Consider the following 23345-nt stretch of genomic DNA (forward strand, 5'->3'; position numbering starts at 1 on the left):
ATGGTCACGGCCCCACGGCTGGACGAGCAGCTCTGTTTCGCCCTGTACGCCTCGTCCCGCGCCATCACCAACGCCTATCGGGCGGGCCTCGCTGACCTGGGACTCACGTACCCGCAGTTCGTCACCCTTCTCGCGCTCTGGGAGAACGACGACCTGACCGTGAAGGAACTGGGTGAGCGGCTGCACCTGGACAGTGGCACGCTGTCCCCGCTCCTCAAGAGACTGGAGACACTGGGCTACCTCACGCGGCACAGGGCCACCGATGACGAGCGCCGGGTACGCGTCCTGCTGACGCCCTCCGGCACCGCCCTGCAGGGCCCCGTTCTGGAGGTCCAACGTGCCGTCGCGTCCCAGCTCACCCTTACGCCTGAAGAGAGCGACCTGCTGCGCACCCTGGCCCGTCGCCTCACTGGCGATGGACCCGTCACAGCCTGAGCGGTCATCCCCCATCTACCACGACCCCGATCCGGAAGGATTACCACCTCATGACACAACTTCCCCGCACAACCCGCCAGATTCTCCTCGCATCCCGCCCTGAGGGGTGGCCGACACAGGAGAACTTCACGCTCAGTGACGCCACTCTCCCCGAGCTGGGCATCGACCAGGTCTTGGTGCAGAACCACTACATGTCCGTGGATCCCTACATGCGTGGCCGGATGAACGACAGCAAGTCCTACACCGCGGCCTTCCAGATCGGCGAGCCCCTTGAGGGAGGTGCCGTGGGCGTCGTGCTCGCGTCCACGAGCCACGACGTGCCGGTGGGGGCGACTGTCCTGCACAACCTGGGGTGGCGTGAACACGCAGTGGTCGAGGCTGCAAACGCCAAGCTCGTGGACCCGTCGCTCGCCCCGGAGTCCGCCTACCTCGGCGCACTCGGCATGACGGGCCTGACCGCCTATGCCGGGCTGATGTATGCAGGCCAGTTCCAGGAGGGCGAGACCGTCTTCGTCTCGGGCGCAGCGGGGGCCGTCGGCTCCATCGTCGGGCAGATCGCCAAGCTGTCCGGTGCCTCCCGAGTCATCGGCAGCGCCGGCTCGCCCGAGAAGGTGGCACGCCTCATGGAGCTCGGCTTCGACGCCGCCTTCAACTACCACGACGGTGACGTGTCCGAGCAGTTGCAGGCCGCAGCGCCTGACGGCATCGACGTCTACTTCGACAACGTCGGCGGTGACCACCTCGAGGCGGCCATCACCTCGCTGAAGGTTCACGGCCGGGTGGCCATGTGCGGCGCCATCTCGCAGTACAACGCCACGGAACCCACCTGCGCACCCCGCAACCTCAGCTCGGCCATCGGCAAGCTCCTCACCATCCGGGGCTTCCTCGTCGGAGAGTTCTCCGACAAGGCCGACGAGTTCGCCCAGAAGATGGCGGGCTGGCTGTCCGACGGATCACTCACGTTTGACGAGACATTCCGCGAAGGCCTGGACAACGCCCCGCAGGCATTCATCGACCTCCTCAAGGGGGCCAACACCGGCAAGATGGTCGTCCGTCTGTAATCCGACCTGACGCACGGCACGCACGAGCGGCGCCGCCCCGCCCGGGGTGGCGCCGCTCCTGCGTCCACGGGCAGGGCACACTTGCCACCATGCGCGACGTGACGGTGGTGGGTAGCGGCCCCAACGGCCTGGCTGCAGCCATCGCCATGGCACGCCATGGGCTGGAGGTGGTGGTCCTCGAGGGTGCCGAGTCAATCGGTGGTGGCCTGCGCACCCGTGAACTGACGCTTCCCGGGTTCCGCCACGACGTGTGCTCCGCCATTCATCCGGCCGCCGTGACGTCGCCGTTCTTCCGCGAGATCGGTCTCCTGGAAGCCCTGGACTGGCTCACGCCGGAGGCGTCCTACGCCCACCCCCTCGACGACGCACCCGCCGCCGTGGCGTGGCACGACCTGGACCGCACCGTCGAGGGCCTCGGCAGCGATGGCGACATGTGGCGTCACGCCATGGAGCCGCTGGTGCGACACGTCGACGGTGTGGTGGACCTGACGGGCCACCAACTGCTGCGTGTCCCCCATGACCTGCGCGCGACGGCCCACTTCGGGCTCCGCACGCTCGCTCTGGGTACCGGGCTGGATCGACACCTCCTCCGCGGCGACGGCGCAGCAGCCCTGCTGGCCGGTTGCATGGCGCATGCTGCGGGCCGGATGCCCTCGCTGGCACAGGCGGGTGCCGGCCTGCTGCTCGCGGCCCACGGCCATGCCGGGGGCTGGGGCTATCCGAGGGGTGGCTCGCAGGCCATCGCCGACGCCATGGTGGAGGAACTGGCCCGTCACGGGGGGCGGGTCGAGACGGGGCACTTCGTCACGGACCTCCGCGAACTGGAGACCAGCCGCGCCGTGCTGCTCGACACGTCCCCCGAGCTCCTGCGCACCTCACCCACCTCACCGGCGTCCTACCGCCGGGCCCTGAACCGGTACCGCTACGGCTCCGGCGTCGCCAAGGTGGACCTCGCCCTGTCCGGACCCGTTCCGTGGCTCGACCCGCCTCTGGCGCTGGCACCCACCCTCCACCTGGGCGGTTCCCGGGACGCCATCACGGCCTCCGAGAATGCCGTCGCGCGGGGGCGGGTGTCCCCCCGGCCGTACTTCCTCGCCGCCCAGCCGTCGAACCTTGACGATTCACGAGCACCAGGCAGCGGCCACACCTTCTGGGCCTACATGCACGTTCCCCGTAACTCCACGGTCGATCCGTTGCCGCTCCTACTGTCGGAACTGGAGCGGCACGCCCCCGGGGTCAAGGAGCTGGTGTTGGCATCCTCCACCCGGCGCGCCCATGACTTGGAGGCGTACAACCCCAACCAGGTGGGCGGCGACATCTACACCGGGGAGCTGTCGCTTCTGCAACTGGTGAGGCGGCCGGTGGTCTCGCGCGCACCGTGGCGCACACCGATCCCCGGTGTGTACCTGTGCTCGAGCGCCACCCCACCGGGACCCGCAGTCCACGGCATGAACGGCTGGTACGCAGCACAACTGGCACTGCGAGACATGTTCGGCGTCAGCGCGCAGATCCCATCCGCCTGATCCCGGGCATGCGCGGACGGCGGTGCGGGGCGCGTCACCTCCGCGCGGCTCCGGCCCTTCGTTGGCGAGGCTGAATTAGGTTCGGCCCGTGGACCTGTAGCGTTGCGCCAATGACAAGGCACGTAGAAGACCGTCCGGACGAGGCCCGCACCAACATCGCTGACGACATCAGCGACGAGCTCCCCGAGCTGAGTTTCGACGACCACCGGTTTGCTGCCCGGCCCTCGAGACTCAGGCCCAAGGCACGGCGGCGCGAGGATGATGCCAGCCCCATCACCCCGCCGTTCGAGCCGGTGGGGTCCAACCGTGCCTACGTCGACTGGTTGGAGGACCAGTCGATGCTCCATGACGCCACGCAGGTGTCCCGGCAACTGGCGGGCACCCATGCCATGTGGGCCAACCCGTACGCCCACCCGGATCCGCGCGCCGCGCTGGCGCAGGCGTCGGTCTGGTACACGGCCTACCCACTGTCCCACATCACGGAGCCGGGCACCTCGTTCCTTGGCGCCCTGGGGTCCGCCGAGTTGTGGGAGGCGTTCTCGCAGATCGGCATCGACGCCCTCCACACCGGGCCCGTGAAATTGGCCGGCGGCCTCGACGGGTGGGAGCCCACCCCCAGCGTCGATGGGCACTTCGACCGGATGAGCATGGCCATCGACCCGCTCTTCGGGACCGAGGCAGAGTTCCGTGCCATGTGTGAAACGGCTGCACGCCACAACGGCACCGTCATCGACGACGTCGTCCCCGGTCACACGGGCAAGGGCGCCGACTTCCGCCTCGCCGAGCTCAACTACCGGGACTACCCCGGGATCTACCACATGATCGACATCCCCCGGGCCGCCTGGCACCTGCTGCCGGACGTGCCCGAGGGGCGCGACTCCGTCAACCTCAGCACCGAGGCCGAGGAGGCGCTCGCCGAGGAGGGCTACATCATCGGCGCGCTCCAACGCGTCATCTTCTACGAACCGGGGGTGAAGGAGACCAACTGGTCCTGCACGCCGCCCATCACCGACACCAAGGGCAAGGTGCGCCGCTGGGTCTACCTTCACTACTTCAAGGAGGGCCAGCCCACCATCAACTGGCTGGACCCCACGTGCGCCGGAATGCGCCTCGTCATGGGGGATGCGCTCCACTCCCTCCTGGATCTTGGCTCAGGTGGGCTCCGTCTGGATGCCAACGGTTTCCTCGGCGTGGAGAAGACCTACGGTCAGTCCCCCGCGTGGTCCGAGGGCCACCCCATGTCCCAGGCGGCCAACCAGCTCATCGGCTCCCTGGTGCGCAAGGTGGGAGGGTTCACCTTCCAGGAGCTGAACCTGGGCATCGACGACATCCAGCGCACCGGCGCCGTCGGACCGGACCTGTCCTACGACTTCATCACCCGGCCGGCCGCCCAGGTGGCGCTGTGCACCGCCGACACCGAGTTCCTGCGCCTCGTGCTGCGCGAAGCCATGGAGCTGGGGATTGACCAGGCGTCGCTGGTGCACGCACTGCAGAACCATGACGAACTGACCTACGAACTCGTCCACTTCGCCGCAGCGCACCGAGACGACATCTACACCCTCGGCGGCGAGGAGTTCACCGGTGCCGAACTGGCGCACCACATCCGCCAGGTGATGCGGGACAAGTTGACCGGTGACGCGGCCCCGTACAACTCCGTTTTCACCCAGAACGGCATCGTCAGCACCACGGCGTCCATCGTCACGGCCACGCTCGGCATCACCGACCTGGATGCCATCACCGACGCCGACGTGCGCCGCATCACCTCGGCCCATTTGTTGATGTGCATGTACAACGCCTGGCAGCCCGGCGTGTTCGCCCTGTCCGGCTGGGACCTCGTGGGCGCGCTCCCGTTGGATCGGGACCAGGTGAGGGCACTCATCAGTTCCGGCGACACCCGGTGGATCGAACGTGGCGCCTACGACGTCCTCGGCTCCGCCCCCGACGTCAAGAAGTCCTCCTCGGGCATGCCCCGTGCCCGGACGCTCTACGGCCCCATCCCGGAGCAGCTGAAGCGTGAGACGTCGTTCGCGTCGCGCCTGGCGGCCATCCTCAAGGTCCGCAAGCGCAACGGACTGGCGTCGGCGAAGCTCATCGACATCCCCGAGGTGGGTAACAAGTCACTGCTCGTTCTGGTCAACGAGTTGGAGATCGGCGCCATCCAGATCACCGCGTTGAACTTCAGCGCAGAGAAGATTGAGGCCCGCATCCAGTCCGAGCACCTGCCCACAGGCAGGGCCTTCGACCTCAGCACCCGCCGCAAGGTGGGCACGGTCGACGACCTCCGCGGCTTCTCCGTGGAACTGCCCGCCTTCGGTGGACTGGCCATGATCATCCGCGACTGAGTGCTCCCCTCAACGGCGACCCTGAGTTGATCACGCCGGCGAAGGTCGTCACCCGGTCTCCAGTGTGGAATCCGAGCGCGTCAGAGGGGGTCAGCGTGGAACGCCACGTTGGTCGCGTCGACTGGCTCGGAGCGGCCTGTCGACTCGCGCTCCACGATGTGGTAGTCGGCACGGATCTGCCGTGGAGCGACCCGATCGTCCTTCTCCATGACTCGCTCGAGTAGCAACTCGACCGCTGTCTGTGCGATCTGATCGCCGCCGGGTTCGACGCTTGACAGCGACGGGACGGAGAACCGCGCCTCGTCAATGTTGTCGAAGCCGATCACCGCCACCTCATCAGGCACTCTCACGCGGGCTTCTCCGAGTGCCCGAAGGACACCGAGCCCAAGGGTGTCGGTCAAGCAGAAGACAGCGTCGAAGGGGACTCCCTCCTCGATCAGCTCTCGCATGGCCACGGCGCCATTCTCACGGTGCCACGGGACGGCGATGCGCACGAGCCGCGGATCATGGGGGATGCCGGCCACCTCGAGTGCTTCACGGTAGCCCCGGATGCGGAGGTTCGCGGAGCGAATGTCGTCCCGATTGCTGGGGTGGGCCCCTATCACGGCAATCCGTCGGCGCCCGATGCTGATGAGGTGCGCGGTGGCCGCACGGGCGGAGCCGACGTTGTGCATGGTCACGTGATCCGTGGTTCCGCCGAACATCCGCTCGCCAAGAAGCACGAGTGGGAAGTCGACGTCCAGCAGGTGGATGTCATCCTGCCCGAGGCTCTCGGGGCTGAACAGCACGCCGTCGGTGAGTCGCAGACGCTCTCCAGCCAGGACCGCCAGCTCACCCTCGCGTGTTCCACCAGTCTGGTCGATGAGTACGGAGACCTTGTGCGGGGCGGCCTTGCGGCTGATCCTGTCGGCAAGCTCGGCGAAGTAGGTCTGGCGAAGTTCGGGAATCGCGAGTCCGATCACTCCTGTGCGTCCGGAGCGTCTCCGGTTATCGGTGGGAGGGCGGTGTGGGACCAGCTGAGGACCGTCCCCAACGTCTTGACCTCGCGTGGCACTCGATGGAGCCCAACACTTTCGGGACCGACGAATTCATGAGGTGGACCGCCAAGGCTGGGTTGAACCCATGATGGCAGTCAACCTCGGCACCCGAGGGTTGCAAGAGGCACTGGACCTCCTTGAGTACTGCAATGTTGCAGCCGGTTCGCACTGGGCTGAGCAGCGCCGCAGAAACGGCACCGACGAGCCCTACCGGGTGAAGCTGTGGTGCTTGGGCAACGAGATGGACGGTCCTTGGCAGATTGGCCACAAGCCTCCCCAGGAATACGGACGGATCGCCAACGCCACTGCGCAGGCCATGCGCATGATCGACCCCAGCCTCGAGCTCGTGATCTGTGGTTCCTCCTCGCGCGGCATGCCCTCCTTCGGCGACTGGGAGCGCCTGGTGCTCACCGAGGCCTACGACGCCGTCGACATGATCTCAGCGCACGCCTACTACTGGGAAAAGGAGGCGGGGCTGCAAGAGTTCCTGATCAGTGCCGAAGACATGGACCGCTACATCCACCAAGTCTCCGCCACCGCCGACGGTGTGGCTGCCGCTCGCAAGAGCGACAAGGTCATCGGAATCTCCTTCGACGAGTGGAACGTCTGGTACTTGGACCGCGCTCCCTCCAACCCTCCCACTGGCGACGACTGGCCTGTGGGGCCGCGGCTCCTCGAGGACAATTACTCGATCGCCGACGCCGTTGTGGTGGGCAACCTGCTGATCTCTCTGCTGCGCCACACCGACCGCGTCTGGTCAGCCAGCCAAGCCCAACTGGTCAACGTCATCGCCCCGATCATGGCCGAACCCGGCGGCCCGACCTGGAAACAAACGATTTTTCATCCCTTCGCACTCACATCAGCCCATGCCAAGGGCAACGTCCTGCAAGTCGTCATCGACGGACCGACCATCGAATCCAAAGAATTCGGCACGGTCCAGGCCGTCGACGCAGTTGCTACGTGGGACACGACAGAGGGCGCACTTTTCCTCGTCAACCGCCACGAGAGTGATGCGATCGCCTTGGAGATTGGGCTTCCCGGCGGCTGCAGGATCACCGATGCCGTCACACTCAACCACGACGATCCCCAGTGGAAAGCCGGCCCCGAGGACGACACGACCGGCGCGCCGCAGCCCAACACAACAGCAACCCTCAGCGGTCCCACCCTCACCGTAGAACTGCCTCCCATTTCTTGGACAATGATCAAGCTGTCACACGACTGAGCCGAGATGGCCACCCCGGTTGCATGTCGGGTCAGGAGGGTGCGGACCCCTACAGGGGTGCGCTGACCGGATGTGCTGTTCAGCGTGCGAGGAAGGGGTCAGCCCACCGATGCCACTCATCAGTGCCCGCACGGGATTCACCATGGGACGAGGTGGCCTGCCTTCGGCGGATTGCCGATGATCATCCGCGACTGACCCGTTGTGTGGTGCGCCACCCGCGACGAGAATCGCGGGTGGACCACCGGAGGGGATACCTTGTGCCGGTGGCCCACGAAGCAACCCCGGGACGGCGGATGACGCTGCCAGCCGGACGGAAGTCCCGCCGTCGCTTCCTGCGCTCGCCCGGGCAGGTCATTGTCTCCGCGTTCGCCCTGGTGGTGGTGATCGGCACCGTGATGCTGATGTTGCCCATCAGCCGCAGCGGCCCCGGTGGGGCCCCCTTCATCACAGCCCTGTTCACGGCCACCAGCGCCGTCTGTGTGACCGGACTCATCACCGTCGACACGGCCACCTACTGGACGGGGTTCGGTCAGGTGGTGATCATGGCGCTCATCCAGGTGGGTGGGCTGGGAATCATGGCCCTGGCGTCGCTGGTGGGTCTACTGATGTTTCGCCGCATGGGTCTGCGGACTCGCCTGACCGCCGCGCAGGAGACCAAGAGCTCCGGCCTCGGGGACGTCCGCGCCCTCCTGCTGGGGGTCGCCAAGGTGAGTCTGGCCATCGAGGCGTTGGTGGCGATCCTCCTGACGGGCCGTTTCCTCTTCGGCTATGGGGAGGCCCCCGGCCGGGCGCTCTACCTCGGCGTGTTTCACGCCGTCTCGGCGTTCAACAATGCAGGATTCGCCCTGTACTCGAACAACCTCGTGGGATTCGCTACCGACCCCTGGGTGTGCCTTCCCATCGCTGCGGCCCTCATCCTCGGCGGTCTGGGATTTCCTGTGCTCCTGGAACTGCGGCGGGAGCTGAACCGCCCCAACAAGTGGAGCATCCATACCCGACTCACCCTGTCCACCTACTTCGCCCTGCTGGTCATCGCCGTGGTCTTCGTCACCGCGAACGAGTGGAACAACCCCGCGACCCTGGGACCGCTCGAGCCGCCCGGCAGGCTCCTGGCGGGCTTCTTCCAGGGGGTCGTCCCCCGCACCGCAGGATTCAACAGCCTCGACTACGGGCAGATGAAGGACGGCACCATCCTCGCCACGACGGTGCTCATGTTCATCGGTGGCGGCTCGGCGGGCACGGCGGGTGGCATCAAGGTCACCACCTTCATCATCCTGCTCTTCGTCATCCTCGCCGAGGTGCGTGGCGGTCGTGACGTCAACATCGCCGACCGACGCATCGGGTCACGGGTCCAGCGTCAGGCGCTGGCCGTCGCACTGCTGGCGGTGGGTCTGGTGATGTCCGCCACGCTGCTGCTGCTGGAGATCACCTCACTGCCGCTGCGCGATGTCCTGTTCGAGACGGTGTCCGCGTTCGCCACCGTGGGATTGTCCACGGGCATCACGGCCCAGCTCCCGGTGCTGGGACAATTGGTACTGGCCGGGATGATGTTCGTCGGACGGCTCGGACCCATCACACTGGTGTCAGCCCTCGCTCTGCGCGAGAAGCAACTCGGATACACCCTCCCGGAAGGACGGCCCCTCATTGGCTAGACACAAGCTCCCCACCGACGCACCCGTGGTGGTCGTGGGGCTCGGACGCTTCGGGAAGTCACTGGCGCTCGAGCTGGTGGAGGAGGGTGTCGAGGTGCTCGGCATCGACCAGGACATCAAGGTGGTGCAGTCGCTCGCCGGGCGGCTCACCCACGTCGTCGAGGCCGACACCACCAACGCGGAGGCCATGCGGCAGCTGTCGGTGCACGAGTTCGACAGGGCCGTCATCGGTATCGGCACCAACCTGGAGTCCAGCATCCTGTCCGCTTCAGTGCTGCTCGAACTCGGCGTCCCCCACATCTGGGCGAAGGCCGTCACTGCCTCCCACAGCCGCATCCTCACCCGGCTCGGGGTCCACCACGTCGTGCGTCCCGAGCACGACATGGGAAAGAGGGTGGCGCACCTCGTGCGAGGCCGGATGCTCGACTACATGGAGTTCGACGACGGCTACGCCATCGTCAAGACCCGACCTCCTCGGAGTATGTGCGGCCTGTCCCTGGGTGAGTCCACCGTGCGCACCCAGTACGGCGTGACGGTGGTGGGCGTCAAGCGGGCAGGACGGGGGTTCACGCACGCCACCGCCGAGACCGTGGTGGAGGACGGGGACCTCATCATCGTCTCCGGCACCGCCGACGACGTGGAGCACTTCAGCACGCTGCGGTGAATTGGTGGCGTCCTGCCCCATATGCCACCATGGCGCATCATGAACGAATCGAGCGTGGTCGAGCATCCTGTGGCGCGCAGGTCCGAGGTGCGTGCCGGGGTTCGCGCGTCTCTGGCGGCTGGGCTCGGCCTCTTCCCCTTGGGCGTGGCTTTCGGCCTCCTGGTGATCAACTCGGGGTTGTCGTGGTGGGTGGCGCCCGCCCTGTCGGTGGCGGTGTTCGCCGGATCGATGGAACTGCTGCTGGTGGGACTGCTGGTCGCAGCCACTCCGCTGGCGACGATCGCCCTGACGACACTGCTGGTGAATTTCCGGCACGTCTTCTACGCCTTCTCGTTCCCGTTGCAGGTGGTGCGCCACCCGGTGGCACGTGCGTACTCGGTGTATGCGCTCATTGATGAGGCGTGGGCCATCACGAACGCACGACCCCAGGGGTGGACGTCCTGGCGGCTGGTGTCGATGCAGCTGGCACTTCAGGGCTACTGGCTGGTGGGCGGCCTCGTGGGGGTCGTTGCGGCGCGACTCATCAACCGCCCCATAGAGGGACTGGGATTCGCTCTGTGTGCACTGTTCGTCACCCTTGCGCTGGACGCCTTCCGTTCCCGCCGGCAAGTCCCTCCCGTGGTCCTTGCGGGGCTCAGCTTCACCGTCGCGGTCGTGGTGGCGCCCGGCTCCGCGCTCTTCGTGGCCCTGCTGCTGTTCGTGGGCGCCCTGGTGGCGTTCCACCTCCTGAGCGGACGGAGCGACGCACGTGCCTGACCTCTCCTACGTGATGGCCGCTCTCGCCATTGCCTTCGTCATCACCGTGTCGCTGCGGGCGGTCCCGTTCCTGCTCCTCAAGCCGCTGCGCGAGTCCACGTTCGTCCGCCACATGGCGTTCTGGATGCCCGCGGGCATCCTGTGCATCCTGGCGGCCACCACGTTTCGTTCCTCCGCATTCGGAGAGGTCACGCACCTGTGGGAGGCCGCCGTCGCCACCGCCGTCACCGTGGTGGTGCATCTGGGGTTCGGGCGCCGCACGCTCCTCAGCGTGGGTGCCGGCACGGCCGTCTTCGTGACGCTCGTCAACCTCGTGTGAAGTGCCGCGTGGCAGGCCACTCATGCTTGCGCCTGCGCAGCCCGCTGGCGATGAGCCGCTGCACCAGATCCTTGGAACGCACCGGAATGGCTCCCATGGTCACGAGCTGGTCATACATGTGGGCGGGGACGTCGTAGTGGTCCCGGTCGAACGCACGGGGCGACACCTCGGCCCGTTCGGCGAAGTTGTGCAGTTCCTCGTGTGACACATCCGAAACCAGGTGCGAGAACGTCGTGCCGTGCGCGGGCCAGATGGGTGGGTCGATGAGGATTGCCATGGCACAAGGATGCCCTCCCGTTGATGGGGCGGCCCTAGTCTGGGGGGATGAACCGACTCTCCAGCTGGTGGTACAGGTTGCGCGAATCCTTCTGGTTCGTGCCACTGGTCTGCCTGGTGGCCGCCCTGGTGCTGGCCCAGACAATGGTGTCACTGGACAAGGCTGTCACCGATGACCTCTCCTCGGCGTGGTTCGCCTGGGTGTACGGCGTCGGGATAGACGGTTCCCGGGCCATGCTGGGCGCCATCGGCACGTCCATGTTGGCCGTGGCAGCCACCGCGTTCTCCATCACCATCTCGGTGGTGGTGACCGCGAGCGCCACCTATGGCCCACGGCTCGTGGGCAATTTCATGGCCGACCGCGGCAACCAGATCGTGCTGGGGGTGTTCGTGGCCACCTTCGTGTACTCGCTGATGGTGCTGCGCACCATCCGTTCCGAGGCGGACGACCAGACGTCGTTCGTCCCCCACCTGGCGGTGAACCTCGCCGTGCTCATGGCCGTGGCCGACGCGGTGCTGCTCGTGTGGTTCATCCACCACATTGCGGCGTCGGTGCGGGTGGAAACGTTGGCCCACGGTGTTCGAACCAACTTCCGGGCGGTGGTGGAGCGCATGCACCCCCGGGAAGCACCGGAGGACGTCACGCTGACGAGTGCACTGCGGGCGGGTGGTACGGCTGTCACGGCCGGTGCGGTCGGCTACCTCGTCGAGATTGACTTCCACCGCCTGCGGAACGTGGCCGAGGAGTCGGATGCGTTCATCGAGGTGGTCCCGCGCGTCGGGGACCACATTCTGGCGCGCGAGCCTCTGGCACGCATCTGGCCCGGGGAGGCCACCGACGATGACGAGACGGTGGAGAAGATCCGCGACTGCGTGCGCATCGGGGATTCGCGGTCCGTCTACCAGGACATTCGGTTCGCCGAACAGCAGGTGCTGGAGCTGGCGGTCCGTGCCCTCTCCCCCGGTACCAATGATCCCTACACCGCTGTCAACGCCATCGAGGAGGTGGCTGCGGGCATCGTGATGGCGGTTTCGCAGGACCGACCGGGCAATACCCTGCTGGACAAGGGAACGGCGCGGGTCCACTTCGGGACGGTCAGCCTCGAGGAGATGGTCGACATGCCTTTCGACCAGGTCCGCCCCTACGCCCTGGATCACGTCATGGTGCTCACGGCGCTCATCGACCTGGCCACCCGCGTCACACTCGCGACGATCCACCCCGAGATCGCTGACCGAATGCAACACCAGGTGGAGGTGTTGGTGGAGTGCTTCCGCGCCACCGACCCGCCCGCCCACGACATGTCGCGGTTGGAGGAGCACTTCGACGACCGTCGGGGTGCGCTGTCACGGCGTGGCAGGACAGCTGATCAGCCGACGACCTCGTAGGCGACCTTGACCACTCCGGAGGAGGTGCCACCGATCTGCTGCATGGCGGCGGTGGACAGGTCCAGGCAGCGCCCGGAGATGTAGGGGCCGCGGTCGTTGATTCGCACGACGGCACTCTTGCCGTTGGCGAGGTTCGTGACCTTGACCATCGTGTTGAATGGCAGCGACTTGTGGGCGGCCGTCATGGCGTTGGTGTTGAACTGTTCGCCGTTGGCGGTCGGCTGGGCCTCCCAGTAGTACGAGGCCATGCAGGTGCTGCCGGATGCCGGGGTCAGGTTGTTCGACCCGGTGGGGGCTGTTTTCTTCACTCCGGGGTCTGCGACCTCCACCTTCGGGGCAGGCTCCTTCGTGCCGAGCGTGGTGACTTCGTGGACGGGCTGCCGTGAGATCACGGACTTGGCCAGCGTGGAGCTGACCAGCCTCCCGTCGTGGTAGACGTCGGTGTAGGTTTCGCGCGACATCCCCACGGCACCCTTGGTGGTGATCTTCTTCTCGCCCTTGGCCATCGTCTCAGAGCTGGTGGTCGTCTTCTTGAACGGGATGTCGACCTCCTTGGCGCTGGTCTTCACCTCGACGTCCACGAACGTGATGGCCAGACCGTCGGTGAGCGTGGTGTCGGCTGCTGGGGTGAGGGTGTCGTCTGCGTCGGGTGTCACCCCTGCCTCTGCCAGGGCATCGGCGACCGTGCCGGCCACGGTGAGCTGGGTGGTCTTGCCAGCCACTGTCAGGGTGACGTCCTTCGCCGTGGCGATGTCCACGGACAACCCCTGGCGGGAGATACCGGTGGAGCGCGACGTCGAGAGCTTCGAATCCTGTGCGTCGAGGTTGAGGAATGCCAGCGCCTGGCCGACGTCGGGGGCCGTGGTCCACACGGTGCGCTTCACGCCGTCCACGCTCAAGTCCAGCGGCCGACCGTAGGCCACGGTGATTTCCATCCCCTGACTGATGCGTGTCTCCGGCCCTGGCAGCACGATGTCATGCTCCCCCAGCTCGATGCCCTCCAGTTCCAGCACAGCGGCCACGGTGTCCTCGCGCACGGCGATGGACGTGGCGGAATTGTCAACGACAAGTTCCACGTCATTCTTGTGCAGAGCAGTGGCAAGGCCTGCGGTGGTGACCAGGGCCAGGGCGGAGATGCCTGCGACGGCGGGGATCAGGAGTGTGCGTGCCATGTGGCGGGACTTCCTCGTGCGGGGCGATGTGCCGGGGTGGACCGGCAACATCAGCGTAACTCCGACCTGAATATTTCCCAAAGAATTCCTGAGAGAATCTCAGAACTGCGGCGTGTCGTGCATCAGTGGTGGCCTTCACGCTCATGACGCAGGCGCTCGGGGTGCTCGAACTGGAAGGTGGAGTGCTCGATGCTGACGTCAAAGTGTTCGGCCACGCAGTGCTGCATCCGATCCAGCAGTCCCGGGAGCGAGCCGTCCTCGAAGGATGAGGGCGACACCACAACGTGCGCTGTCAGGACCGGAAGTCCCGTTGCGATCTGCGACGCGTGGAGGTCGTGGACCTCCAGCACGTCCGGCAGGCCCAGGAGGTGCTGCCGCACCTCGGAGAGCGCCAGGCCGGGAGGAGTGGACTCCAGGAGCACGTTGGTGGTCTCGATGAGCAGTCTGATGGCGCGCGGGATGATGAGGATGCCGATCAACAGGCCGGCGAGCGAGTCGGCGCCTCCCCACCCAGTGGTCGCGATGACGATGGCTGCGGCGATGACCGCAACGGAGCCCAGTGCATCATTGACCACCTCCAGGAACGCAGCCCGCAGGTTGAAGTTCGCGTTGCGACTGGAGGCGAGGACCAGCAGTGAGGCCACGTTGCCGACGAGGCCGATGATGCCAAAGATCAGCAGCTCCGTGGACGGGATGGTGGGTGGCTCGGAGAGCCTGCCGATGCCCTCGACGATCACGAAGAGCCCCACCCCCAGCAGCACTGCGGCCTGTGCGGTCGCGGCGAGTACCTCGGCTCGACGAAAGCCCCACGTCCGCCGGTCGCTCGCGGCCCGGGTGCTGAGGTGCGAGGCTGCCAGCGCCATGGCAAGGCCCCCCGCGTCGGTGAGCATGTGTCCGGCATCCACGAGCAGTGCCAGTGACCCCGTCCAGATGGCGCCCACGACCTCGGCCAGAAGGATCGCCACGGTGATCCCGAACGTCACCATGATCCTCGTACGGTGCGTCCGCGCGGCGTCGGCGAAGTCACCGAGCGCAGTGCCGTGCGAGTGTGCCATGGCCACAAAATAGCGCATGCATCCACGCCGTCCGGGCTTGCGCACTCCCCCCACGGTCGAGGATGTGCCCATGGACGCCGTGATCCTCCGGGCACCACGGTGAGGTGGACGAACGCCTTCGACGACGGTCCCTCCGCCCCTGCCGCCGTCGTCACAGACGCCGTGAGCACACTGGTGGGTTTCTGTTCCACCTGCTGACGTTTCTGTGGGACTGGGCCCGACGCATCGGGCTTGCGGCATTCGGCGGTCGAAGGCGCCGCTGTGTATCGTCGGTGATGGCCTGTTCACATTCCCGGCCCGTCCTGCTCCGCCGTCGCCGGTGGATCGTGCGCTGTGAGCCCCCCGCCAGTCGACACCCCGTACGCCCCAGGAGATCTTGCCTTGACAGCTGTTCGCCATGCCCAGGACCACACGTCGCGGTATGCACCCGACCCCTCCGTGCTGACGGCGCTCCGCACCCCGCGAATCCTCGTGCGGGAGGTGTTGGCCGGGCTCGTCGTGGCAATGGCCCTGATCCCGGAAGCCATCTCGTTCTCGATCATCGCCGGGGTGGACCCGCGGTACGGGTTGTTCTCGTCGTTCGTGATGGCCGTCTCCATTGCGTTCCTGGGAGGCCGGCCGGCCATGATCTCGGCCGCAACCGGCGCCGTCGCGCTCGTCATTGCCCCGGTGGCGCGCGACCACGGGATCGACTACTTCCTCGCGACCGTGATCCTCGCCGGCATCTTCCAGGTGCTTCTGGCTGCACTCGGTGTGGCCAAGCTCATGCGGTTCATTCCCCGCAGCGTCATGGTCGGATTCGTCAACGCCCTCGCCATCCTGATCTTCGCTGCCCAACTGCCGCACCTCATCGGTGTGCCGTGGCTGGTGTATCCGCTGGTGGCCGGTGGGCTGTTGCTGATGGTCGGCATGCCCAAGATCACCAAGGTGGTCCCCGCGCCACTGGTGTCCATCGTGCTCACCACCGTGGCTGTGGTGGTCCTGGCCATCAACGTCCCCACCGTCGGGGACCAGGGTGAGTTGCCGAGAAGCCTGCCGCAGTTCCTCTTCCCCGACGTGCCCCTGACCCTGGACACCCTCAGGATCATCGCTCCCTATGCCCTGGGAATGGCTCTCGTGGGCCTGCTGGAGTCGCTCATGACGGCGAAGCTCGTCGACGACGTGACCGACACTCACTCCCGCAAGAGCCGGGAGGCCTGGGGTCAGGGTGTGGCCAACGTCCTCTCGGGGCTCTTCGGCGGCATGGGTGGCTGCGCCATGATCGGCCAGACGATGATCAACGTGAAGGCGTCCGGCGCCCGGACACGGATCTCCACGTTCCTGGCCGGTGTGTTCCTGCTCATCCTGGTGGTGGGTCTGGGTGACCTGGTCGGCGCCATCCCCATGGCGGCGCTCGTGGCAGTGATGGTCATGGTCTCGGTGGGCACGTTCGACTGGCACAGCATCCGCCCCAGAACCCTCATGCGCCTGCCGCGCAGCGAGACCGCCGTGATGCTCATCACGGTGATCACCGTCGTCCTGACGAGCAACCTCGCCATCGGTGTGGTCGTGGGCGTACTGGCCGCGTCCGTGTTGTTCGTGCGCCGCGTCGCCCATTTCGTGACGGTGGACAAGACGATCATCGACGGGGGGGCCACTGCGCACTACGCAGTCAACGGAGAGCTGTTCTTCGCCTCCAGCAACGATCTGACCACCCAGTTCGACTACACCGAGGACCCGCAGCACGTCATTATCGACATGTCGCGCTCACACATCTGGGACGCCTCGACGGTGGCCGCACTGGACGCGATCGTGACGAAGTACGAGCGTCTGGGCACGTCCGTGACGTTCGAGGGCCTCAACGGCCAGGCCAGCCGCTTCCACGCCAACCTGACAGGCAATCTCGGCGCCGGCCACTGACCCGTCTCCACCAAATGGTTGACGACTGGTTCAACCGGTTTGGCGATGCCCGGACCCCCTCCTGCGGGGTGGGATGGGTTCCATGGCACACCTACGCATTCCCACACGCCTTCCTGAACGCCTCACGTCCCGACGTGGGGCCTGGATCTCGCTCGCAATCGTCCTCGTCGTCTTCGTCGCCCTCTTCGGGGCCTTCGGGCGGGCCACAGCCCCTGCCGGCAACGACACGGCACCACCTGACTCGGAGTCCGCGCAGGCCTCGGCACTCCTCGCGGAGTTCCCCGACGCCGATGAGCAGTCGGTCCTTGTCGTGGGCTCACGTGCCGACGGTGCGGCACTCACCGCGCAGGACCTGGCCTCGATTAGTGAGCTCGTGCCGGCGCTGGACGGCCAGACTGGCCACACCGCCACCGGCCCCATGCCCAGCGAGGACGGCCGTGCGGCCGTCATCATCACGCCCATCACTGTGGGTTCCGACAATGCGGAGACAGCGCAGGCCATCAAGGACCTTCGCGCCATCATCGCCGACCAGCCCGTGCAGGGCGTTGACCTGCAGGTGACCGGCGGTCCCGCTTTCGGCGCCGACGTCACGTCCTCCTTCGACGGCGCAGACTTCACACTGCTGCTGGTCACCATCCTCATCGTGGCGGTGCTTCTCATCGCCACGTACCGCTCCCCCGTCCTGTGGCTCCTGCCACTGCTGGTGGTGGCGTTCGCCGACCAGTTGGCCAACAAGGTGACCGCCGCCGTGGGCACGGCACTGGAACTGCAGTTCGACGCAGGCATCATCAGCGTGCTGGTCTTCGGCGCTGGCACCAACTACGCACTCCTGCTCATCTCCCGTTACCGGGAGGAACTGCTCCAGTCACACGACCACCGCGCGGCCCTGGCCTCGGCATGGCGCAAGACCGTGCCGGCCATCCTCGCCTCCAACCTCACCGTGGTGCTGTCCCTGCTGACCCTCGCGTTCGCCGTGATCCCCGGCACCCGCGGACTCGGCATCTCCTCCGCGGTTGGTCTCCTCATCGCCCTTGTCGCTGTGCTGTTCGCGCTGCCGCCGGTGCTCGCGGTGTGCGGACGCAAGGCGTTCTGGCCATTCGTCCCCCAGCCCGGCTCCGCCGCGAAGCATGGCAAGGGCTGGCGAGCCGTTGCCTCCTACGTCGTGCGTCGCCCGCTCGTGGGGCTCGGCGCCGGCCTCGCACTGCTGGCCGTCATGGCCACGGGGCTGTTCGGCACGCAGGTGGGTCTCAGCCAGGTGGAGAAGTTTCGTGTGGCCTCGGAGTCCGCAGTCGGCCTCGAGGTGCTCTCCGAGCATTTCCCTGCCGGTGAATCGCAGCCCATCCTCATCGTCGCCGCGTCGTCGCAGGCGCAGTCCGTCACCGATGCCGCCGCCGGCATCGACGGTGTCATCCGCGCCACCATCACCGGTCGGACCAGCGACGGTACGTGGTCGCGCATCATGGTGACGGGCGAGTGGGCCCCCAGCACACCCGAGAGCCTCGAGCTCGTCACTGACCTGCGAGACGCCGTCCACGACATCGACGGCGCCGAGGCACAGGTGGGTGGCGCCACAGCGACGGATCTCGACGCCCGTACCGGCAACTCCAGGGATCTTCTCGTCATCGCCCCGCTGGTGCTGGCGGTCAGCTTCGTGGTGCTGGTCCTGTTGCTGCGCTCGCTCGTGGCGCCGCTGCTCCTCATGCTGGTCAACCTCGTGAGTGCTGCCGCGGCCATCGGAGCCGGATCCTTCCTCAGCGGCATCCTCTTCAAGCAGGATGCACTGGACCTGCAGGTGCCACTGCTGTCGTTCATGTTCCTCGTGGCACTGGGGATCGACTACACGATCTTCCTTGTCCACCGTGCCCGCGCCGAGGCGCAGGTGGTGGGCACCCGCCGGGGCATGGTCAACGCCGTCGCCCACACCGGGGGCGTCATCACCAGCGCAGGCATCGTGCTGGCGGCCGTCTTCGCGGCACTGGGTGTCCTGCCGCTGGTGACCCTGGGTCAGCTCGGCCTGATCGTGGGGCTCGGCGTCCTGGTGGATACGCTCGTGGTGCGCACCATCATCGTTCCGTCACTGTTCGGTCTCTTCGGTGACAGGATGTGGTGGCCGCGATCCATCGAACGAGACGTCGACCAGGTGGGGGAAGCAGCACATGAAGAGGAACCCGTCCTCGTGGGTTGATCCCTCGCGTCCCCGTACGGCAACCGCCACCCTGCGGTCCATGCAGGTGGGGCAGCATGTGATCGCGGTGGTTCTGGCGGTGGTCGGCGCGGCGAGGGCCTTCGCGGGGAATCCTGCCGGGGCCCCGGTCGTCGCGGCAGCCGCCATCCTGCTCTGGTACGGAGCCGGCGTGGTGCTGTCCCGCCGCTTCGACGGGCCCGTCGCGGCCCGATGGTGGCTCGTGGGCCTCACTGCACTCTGGGCGGTCGCCGTCGTGGTGGTGTCGCCGGAGTTCGTCTGGTTCGCGTTCGTGCTCTGGTTGCTCTCCGGCCACCTCCTCACACGTTGGTCCTCCGTCGCCTTCGCCCTGCTCGTGTTCGGAGTCGTGGTGGTGGCCAATGTGGATCCCTCGGGCACCACCACCTACGCCGCTCTCTTCGGCCCCCTGATCGGTGGAGTGTTCGCACTCGGGGTCTCTCGTGGTTACCTCGAACTGCGCCGCGACGCGCGTGAGCGCGAGCACCTGGTGGAGTCGTTGACGCTGGCGCAGGCCGAAATGGCGGGGCTGCAGGAGGAACTGGCGCACACCCAGCGGCATTCCGGTGCGATCGCGGAGAGGACGCGCCTGTCCCGCGACATCCACGACACCATCGCCCAGGGCTTGTCCTCCATCCGGCTGCTCGCCCGGGCAGAACTGGACCGGGACGGCAGCGGGGACGCGGGCCGCACACTGGCGCAGGTGGAGGCGCTCGCGGGCGACAACCTCGCCGACGTGCGCCGCATCGTCGCCGAGCTGACACCCTCAGAGCTGGAGGACAACGCGTTGGCGGCTGCACTCGCCCGCATGCTGGAGCGTTTTGCGGCGGAGACCGGCATCGAGACGGACCTCCGCGTGGACGACACACTTCCCACGCTCGCGACCGCCCATGAGGTCGCACTGTTGCGCACCGCACAGTCCGCCCTGGCCAACGCACGGCAGCACGCGGGCGCCGGCCGTGTGGTGGTGAGTCTGTTGGACGGCGGCGACAGCGTGCGTCTCGACGTCGTCGACGACGGCCACGGCTTCGATGTTGGCGCATGGACCAACGAGCCGTCCTCCCCCGGGTCCAGTTACGGACTGAGGTTCATGCGTTCCCGGCTGCGGGAGCAGGGCGGCGGCCTGGACATCGAGAGCAGTCCCGGTGACGGCACCGCACTGTCTGCGCACCTGCCCATCTCCACGGCGAGGGGAAGCTGACGTGGCCGTGGGTGTCCTGCTCGTCGATGACCATCCCGTGGTGCGCACGGGCCTCCGCGCCGTCATCGGGTCGCGTCCCGGCGTCGAAATCCTCGGGGAGGCCGCCACCGGGGAGGAGGCCGTCGTCCTGGCGGGGCACCTCCGCCCCGACGTGGTGTTGTGCGACCTGCGGCTGGGTGACGGCATGGACGGGGTGGCCACCACGTCGGCGCTCAGGGCGCTGTGCCCGGCACCGGCCGTCATCATCCTCACCACATTTGACCGTGACGTCGACATCCTGCGGGCCATCGAGGCCGGGGCAGCCGGATACCTCTTGAAGGACGTGTCCCCCGACACCATCGTTGATGCCATCTCGGCGGCGGCCCGCGGCGACATGGTTCTGGCCCCAGAGCTCGCCACCCGCGTCATGCGTGGGATGCGCAACCCTGCCCCTCGTCTGACGCAGCGGGAACTGGAGGTGCTGCACCACCTCGCCACGGGATCGTCCAACAGAGAGATTGCCAGGGCGTTGTTCGTCAGTGAGGCCACCATCAAGAGCCACCTCGTGCACATTTTCACCAAACTCGACGTGGACAGCCGCGCCCGCGCCATCCATGTGGCCAGGGAGACGGGCATCCTTCGCCCCGGGCACTGACGTCTGTGCGTGGTCCCGATCAGACCGGGATCACCGGGTGGTAGGCGCTCACCCACATGGCGTCGGTGATGCGCTGCTCCAGGTGTTGGTCTGCGGGCACGTCCGCAAGTCCCTCCACCGTGGCCTGCTGGGCCACCGCGCGCGCGACCACGATCGAGGTGGTGCGCAGCTCGATCATCTGCGGCAGCAGAGATGCGCCGCGGCTTGTCGTGTCCACCTGTCCTGCCACCGCCTGTGCCGCCGCCAGCAGCATGCCGTCGGTGAGGCGTCGCGCACGGGAGACGATCACGCCGAGCCCGAGACCGGGGAAGATCAGGGCATTGTTGACCTGTGCGATGTCGTAGGTGGTGCCCTCCAGGCTGACGGGACGAAAAGGGCTGCCGGAGGCCACCAACGCCCGACCTTTGGTCCAGGCCAGGAGGTCCGCCGGAAACGCCTCGGCAAGGCTCGTCGGGTTGGACATCGGCATGATGATGGGCCGCTCCACGTGTGCGGCCATCTCGGACACGATCGCTTCAGTGAACACCTGCGGTCGCCCGGACGTGCCGATCAGCACTGTGGGATGGACCCGCCTCACCACCTCCGCGAGGCTGATGCCACCGAGTCGCTCATCGGTGGCCCAGTGCGAGACCTCCGCCGCCGGGCGTGCGTAGGGCGACTGGAAGTCACGCAGATCGCTGCGATCATCGACGAGCAACCCGTGCCGGCCAATGCACCAGAACCGGCGTGTCGCCTCCTCGTGGGTCAGGCCGGCCACGCACATCGCGTCGCGCAACTGGTCGGCGATGCCGATCCCAGCCGTCCCGGACCCATGAACGATCACGCGATGGTCCTGCAGTGGGACGCCGCTGATCTGACTGCCTGAGAGCACTGCGGCCAGACTGACGGCGCCGGTGCCCTGCATGTCGTCGTTGAACGTGAGGATCCTGGAGCGGTAGCGCTCCAGGACACGGCGGGCGTTGCTGGTGCCGAGGTCCTCCCAGTGCAGCAGCGCATCGGGAAACAGTGCGCCAGTGGTCGTGACGTAGCGGTCGATGAACGCGTCGTAGGCGTCGCGACCAACACGCTCGTGTGAGACCCCGAGGTAGAGCGGATCGTCGAGGAGTTCCTGCCGGTTGGTGCCCACGTCGAGCATCACCGCCAGGGTCCGCGCCGGATTGATGCCCGCCGCCGCCGTGTAGACGTTGAGTTTCCCGACGGCAATCTCGATGCCGCCCACGCCCCAGTCGCCGATGCCCAGAATGCCTTCGGCGTCCGTGGCGATGATCAGGTCGATGTCCCGCGAGCCCTGCGTCGCTGCCAGCAGGGCCTGCTCCATCGTGTCGACATCGGCGATGGAGAGGTACACCCCGTGTGGCCGCCGGTATTCGTGGCTGTAGCGCTGGATGGCCTCCCCCACCGTCGGTGTGTAGACGATGGGCAGGAACTCCGACAGGTGATCACTGAGAAGCCGGTAGTACAGCACCTCGTTGCGGTCGCGCAACGCGGTGAGGAACACGTTCTTCGCCAGGTCGGTGGGCTGTTCGAGGTAGAGCAGGTAAGCCCTGTGAGCCTGCTCGTCGATGGTCAGGACACGTGAGGGCAGCAGTCCTATGAGCCCCAGATCCTCGCGCTCCTGCACGGTGAAACCGGTGCCTTTGTTGATGCGGGGTTCGCTGAGGACGGCGCGCCCCCGCAACGTCGACTCCCAGACCTGCTTGAGAGGATTCCACCGGGTTGCGCTCTGCATCTGCTCTGATGTGGCCACCTTGACCAACCTATCAGCGCACCTCGCGGCACCTACGGGCGCACGGTCGTTGGGCCAACCGGCTACTGCTGGAGGGCTGCCCGGGCGATGATCCCGGCCAACTCCTGCGGCCTGGTGACCATGGGCCAATGCCCGGAATCAATGTCCACGAGCGTCACATGCCTGGTTCTGGTCAGCTCCGGGACCTGACCGGCGTCGATCCATTCCTGGGCGTCGGAGGGTGAGTACTCGGGGCACACCACAGTGACGGGCACGTCGAACCTTCGGTCGTCGGAGAGGGAGACCACCCCATGACAGACGCCTTCCGGCACTGCCACGGCGTTGTCCTCGATGCTGCGGCGCGCCTCATCGTCGAGATCGGCGGAGTCGGCTCCAGCGAATGGTTCCCATCCGGGGAAGGGCATCTGGCCGTCGACCAGGGGAAAGAAGTTGGCGTAGGGCTTCCCGTCCTCCACCGGCATGCCCCCGATCATGACCACACCCACCACGGAATCGGGACGGGCATCGGCCACGATCCAGGCGAGCGCCGAGGCGGCCGAGTGCCCCACGACCAGAACGGGGGCGCTGGCGGCGTCAATGGTGGCCACGACGGCGTCCACCTGGTCGCGCAGGGTCGCGTCGGCCCTGCCGTCGCCCTGCCCCGGCAGGGTCACGGCCTGCACCCGGTGGCCGGCGCGGGTCAGTTCACTTTCCACATCGGACCATGCGTCGCCGCGGAGCCACAGGCCCGGTATCAGGATGATGTCCATGTGGCGACGCTATAC

General features: G+C 67.0%; 20 protein-coding genes. 14 read left to right on the forward strand and 6 right to left on the reverse strand.

Annotation, left to right across the window (positions count from 1 at the left end; translation table 11 throughout):
* The 4 genes from EAX62_RS10780 (at position 1) to treS (ending at position 5361) form a co-directional block, all read left to right on the forward strand.
* Positions 1-435, forward strand: coding sequence for a MarR family winged helix-turn-helix transcriptional regulator (locus EAX62_RS10780; RefSeq protein ID WP_121901644.1), 435 nt, complete (start codon positions 1-3; stop codon positions 433-435).
* A gap of 50 nt (positions 436-485) precedes the next feature.
* The gene (locus tag EAX62_RS10785; RefSeq protein WP_121901645.1) at positions 486-1496 is read left to right on the forward strand and encodes an NADP-dependent oxidoreductase; all 1011 of its coding nucleotides are present in this window, start codon (positions 486-488) and stop codon (positions 1494-1496) included.
* A gap of 89 nt (positions 1497-1585) precedes the next feature.
* Positions 1586-3019 (forward strand): phytoene desaturase family protein, encoded by a 1434-nt coding sequence (locus EAX62_RS10790; protein WP_121901646.1) that lies wholly within the window; start codon positions 1586-1588, stop codon positions 3017-3019.
* Positions 3020-3129: 110 nt separating this feature from the next.
* Positions 3130-5361 (forward strand): maltose alpha-D-glucosyltransferase, encoded by a 2232-nt coding sequence (gene treS / locus EAX62_RS10795; protein WP_121901647.1) that lies wholly within the window; start codon positions 3130-3132, stop codon positions 5359-5361.
* Positions 5362-5441: 80 nt separating this feature from the next.
* On the opposite strand, the gene EAX62_RS10800 is transcribed toward treS, so the two are convergent.
* Positions 5442-6323: a LacI family DNA-binding transcriptional regulator gene (locus tag EAX62_RS10800; RefSeq protein ID WP_233557896.1), complete on the reverse strand. Its 882-nt coding sequence runs from the start codon at positions 6321-6323 to the stop codon at positions 5442-5444.
* 160 nt (positions 6324-6483) lie between these two features.
* On the opposite strand from EAX62_RS10800, the gene EAX62_RS10805 reads away from it, so the two are divergent.
* The 5 genes from EAX62_RS10805 to EAX62_RS10825 all read left to right on the forward strand — a co-directional run bounded on the left by EAX62_RS10805 (position 6484) and on the right by EAX62_RS10825 (position 11011).
* Positions 6484-7620: an alpha-L-arabinofuranosidase C-terminal domain-containing protein gene (locus EAX62_RS10805; protein ID WP_199711233.1), complete on the forward strand. Its 1137-nt coding sequence runs from the start codon at positions 6484-6486 to the stop codon at positions 7618-7620.
* A 263-nt stretch (positions 7621-7883) separates the two neighbouring features.
* Positions 7884-9272: a TrkH family potassium uptake protein gene (locus tag EAX62_RS10810; protein ID WP_233557897.1), complete on the forward strand. Its 1389-nt coding sequence runs from the start codon at positions 7884-7886 to the stop codon at positions 9270-9272.
* On the forward strand, positions 9265-9936 hold the full coding sequence (locus EAX62_RS10815) for a potassium channel family protein (RefSeq protein WP_121901650.1): 672 nt from the start codon (positions 9265-9267) through the stop codon (positions 9934-9936). Before EAX62_RS10810 ends, EAX62_RS10815 begins: the two co-directional genes overlap by 8 nt.
* Positions 9937-9975: 39 nt before the next feature.
* Positions 9976-10692: an AzlC family ABC transporter permease gene (locus tag EAX62_RS10820; RefSeq protein WP_121901816.1), complete on the forward strand. Its 717-nt coding sequence runs from the start codon at positions 9976-9978 to the stop codon at positions 10690-10692.
* Positions 10685-11011 (forward strand): branched-chain amino acid transporter permease, encoded by a 327-nt coding sequence (locus EAX62_RS10825; RefSeq protein ID WP_121901651.1) that lies wholly within the window; start codon positions 10685-10687, stop codon positions 11009-11011. Before EAX62_RS10820 ends, EAX62_RS10825 begins: the two co-directional genes overlap by 8 nt.
* Here the strand turns inward: EAX62_RS10825 and EAX62_RS10830 are convergent.
* Entirely contained in the window at positions 10998-11288 is a 291-nt protein-coding gene (locus EAX62_RS10830; protein WP_121901652.1) for a DUF4031 domain-containing protein, read from the reverse strand. The genes EAX62_RS10825 and EAX62_RS10830 overlap by 14 nt on opposite strands.
* A gap of 47 nt (positions 11289-11335) precedes the next feature.
* On the opposite strand from EAX62_RS10830, the gene EAX62_RS10835 reads away from it, so the two are divergent.
* Positions 11336-12673, forward strand: coding sequence for a DUF2254 domain-containing protein (locus tag EAX62_RS10835; RefSeq protein WP_121901653.1), 1338 nt, complete (start codon positions 11336-11338; stop codon positions 12671-12673).
* On the opposite strand, the gene EAX62_RS17160 is transcribed toward EAX62_RS10835, so the two are convergent.
* Both EAX62_RS17160 and EAX62_RS10845 read right to left on the reverse strand, forming a co-directional pair.
* On the reverse strand, positions 12655-13845 hold the full coding sequence (locus EAX62_RS17160; protein ID WP_158600642.1) for a septal ring lytic transglycosylase RlpA family protein: 1191 nt from the start codon (positions 13843-13845) through the stop codon (positions 12655-12657). The genes EAX62_RS10835 and EAX62_RS17160 overlap by 19 nt on opposite strands.
* A 122-nt stretch (positions 13846-13967) precedes the next feature.
* Positions 13968-14900 (reverse strand): cation diffusion facilitator family transporter, encoded by a 933-nt coding sequence (locus EAX62_RS10845; RefSeq protein WP_121901817.1) that lies wholly within the window; start codon positions 14898-14900, stop codon positions 13968-13970.
* Between the two features lie 381 nt (positions 14901-15281).
* Between EAX62_RS10845 and EAX62_RS10850 the strand changes: the two genes are divergently transcribed.
* The 4 genes from EAX62_RS10850 (at position 15282) to EAX62_RS10865 (ending at position 20834) form a co-directional block, all read left to right on the forward strand.
* Positions 15282-16799: a SulP family inorganic anion transporter gene (locus EAX62_RS10850; protein WP_233557898.1), complete on the forward strand. Its 1518-nt coding sequence runs from the start codon at positions 15282-15284 to the stop codon at positions 16797-16799.
* An 82-nt stretch (positions 16800-16881) separates the two neighbouring features.
* Positions 16882-18984: an MMPL family transporter gene (locus EAX62_RS10855; RefSeq protein ID WP_121901656.1), complete on the forward strand. Its 2103-nt coding sequence runs from the start codon at positions 16882-16884 to the stop codon at positions 18982-18984.
* Positions 18956-20200, forward strand: a complete 1245-nt coding sequence (locus tag EAX62_RS10860; protein ID WP_233557899.1) for a sensor histidine kinase — start codon at positions 18956-18958, stop codon at positions 20198-20200. Before EAX62_RS10855 ends, EAX62_RS10860 begins: the two co-directional genes overlap by 29 nt.
* A 1-nt stretch (position 20201) precedes the next feature.
* Positions 20202-20834, forward strand: coding sequence for a response regulator (locus EAX62_RS10865; protein WP_121901657.1), 633 nt, complete (start codon positions 20202-20204; stop codon positions 20832-20834).
* A gap of 19 nt (positions 20835-20853) precedes the next feature.
* Here the strand turns inward: EAX62_RS10865 and EAX62_RS10870 are convergent, their stop codons facing one another.
* On the reverse strand, positions 20854-22563 hold the full coding sequence (locus tag EAX62_RS10870) for an NAD-dependent malic enzyme (protein WP_121901819.1): 1710 nt from the start codon (positions 22561-22563) through the stop codon (positions 20854-20856).
* A gap of 80 nt (positions 22564-22643) precedes the next feature.
* Complete coding sequence (locus EAX62_RS10875; protein ID WP_121901658.1) at positions 22644-23330, reverse strand: alpha/beta fold hydrolase; 687 nt, start codon at positions 23328-23330, stop codon at positions 22644-22646.
* Positions 23331-23345 lie beyond the last annotated feature (15 nt).

Source organism: Tessaracoccus antarcticus, from assembly GCF_003688855.1.
GTDB lineage: Bacteria > Actinomycetota > Actinomycetes > Propionibacteriales > Propionibacteriaceae > Arachnia > Arachnia antarctica.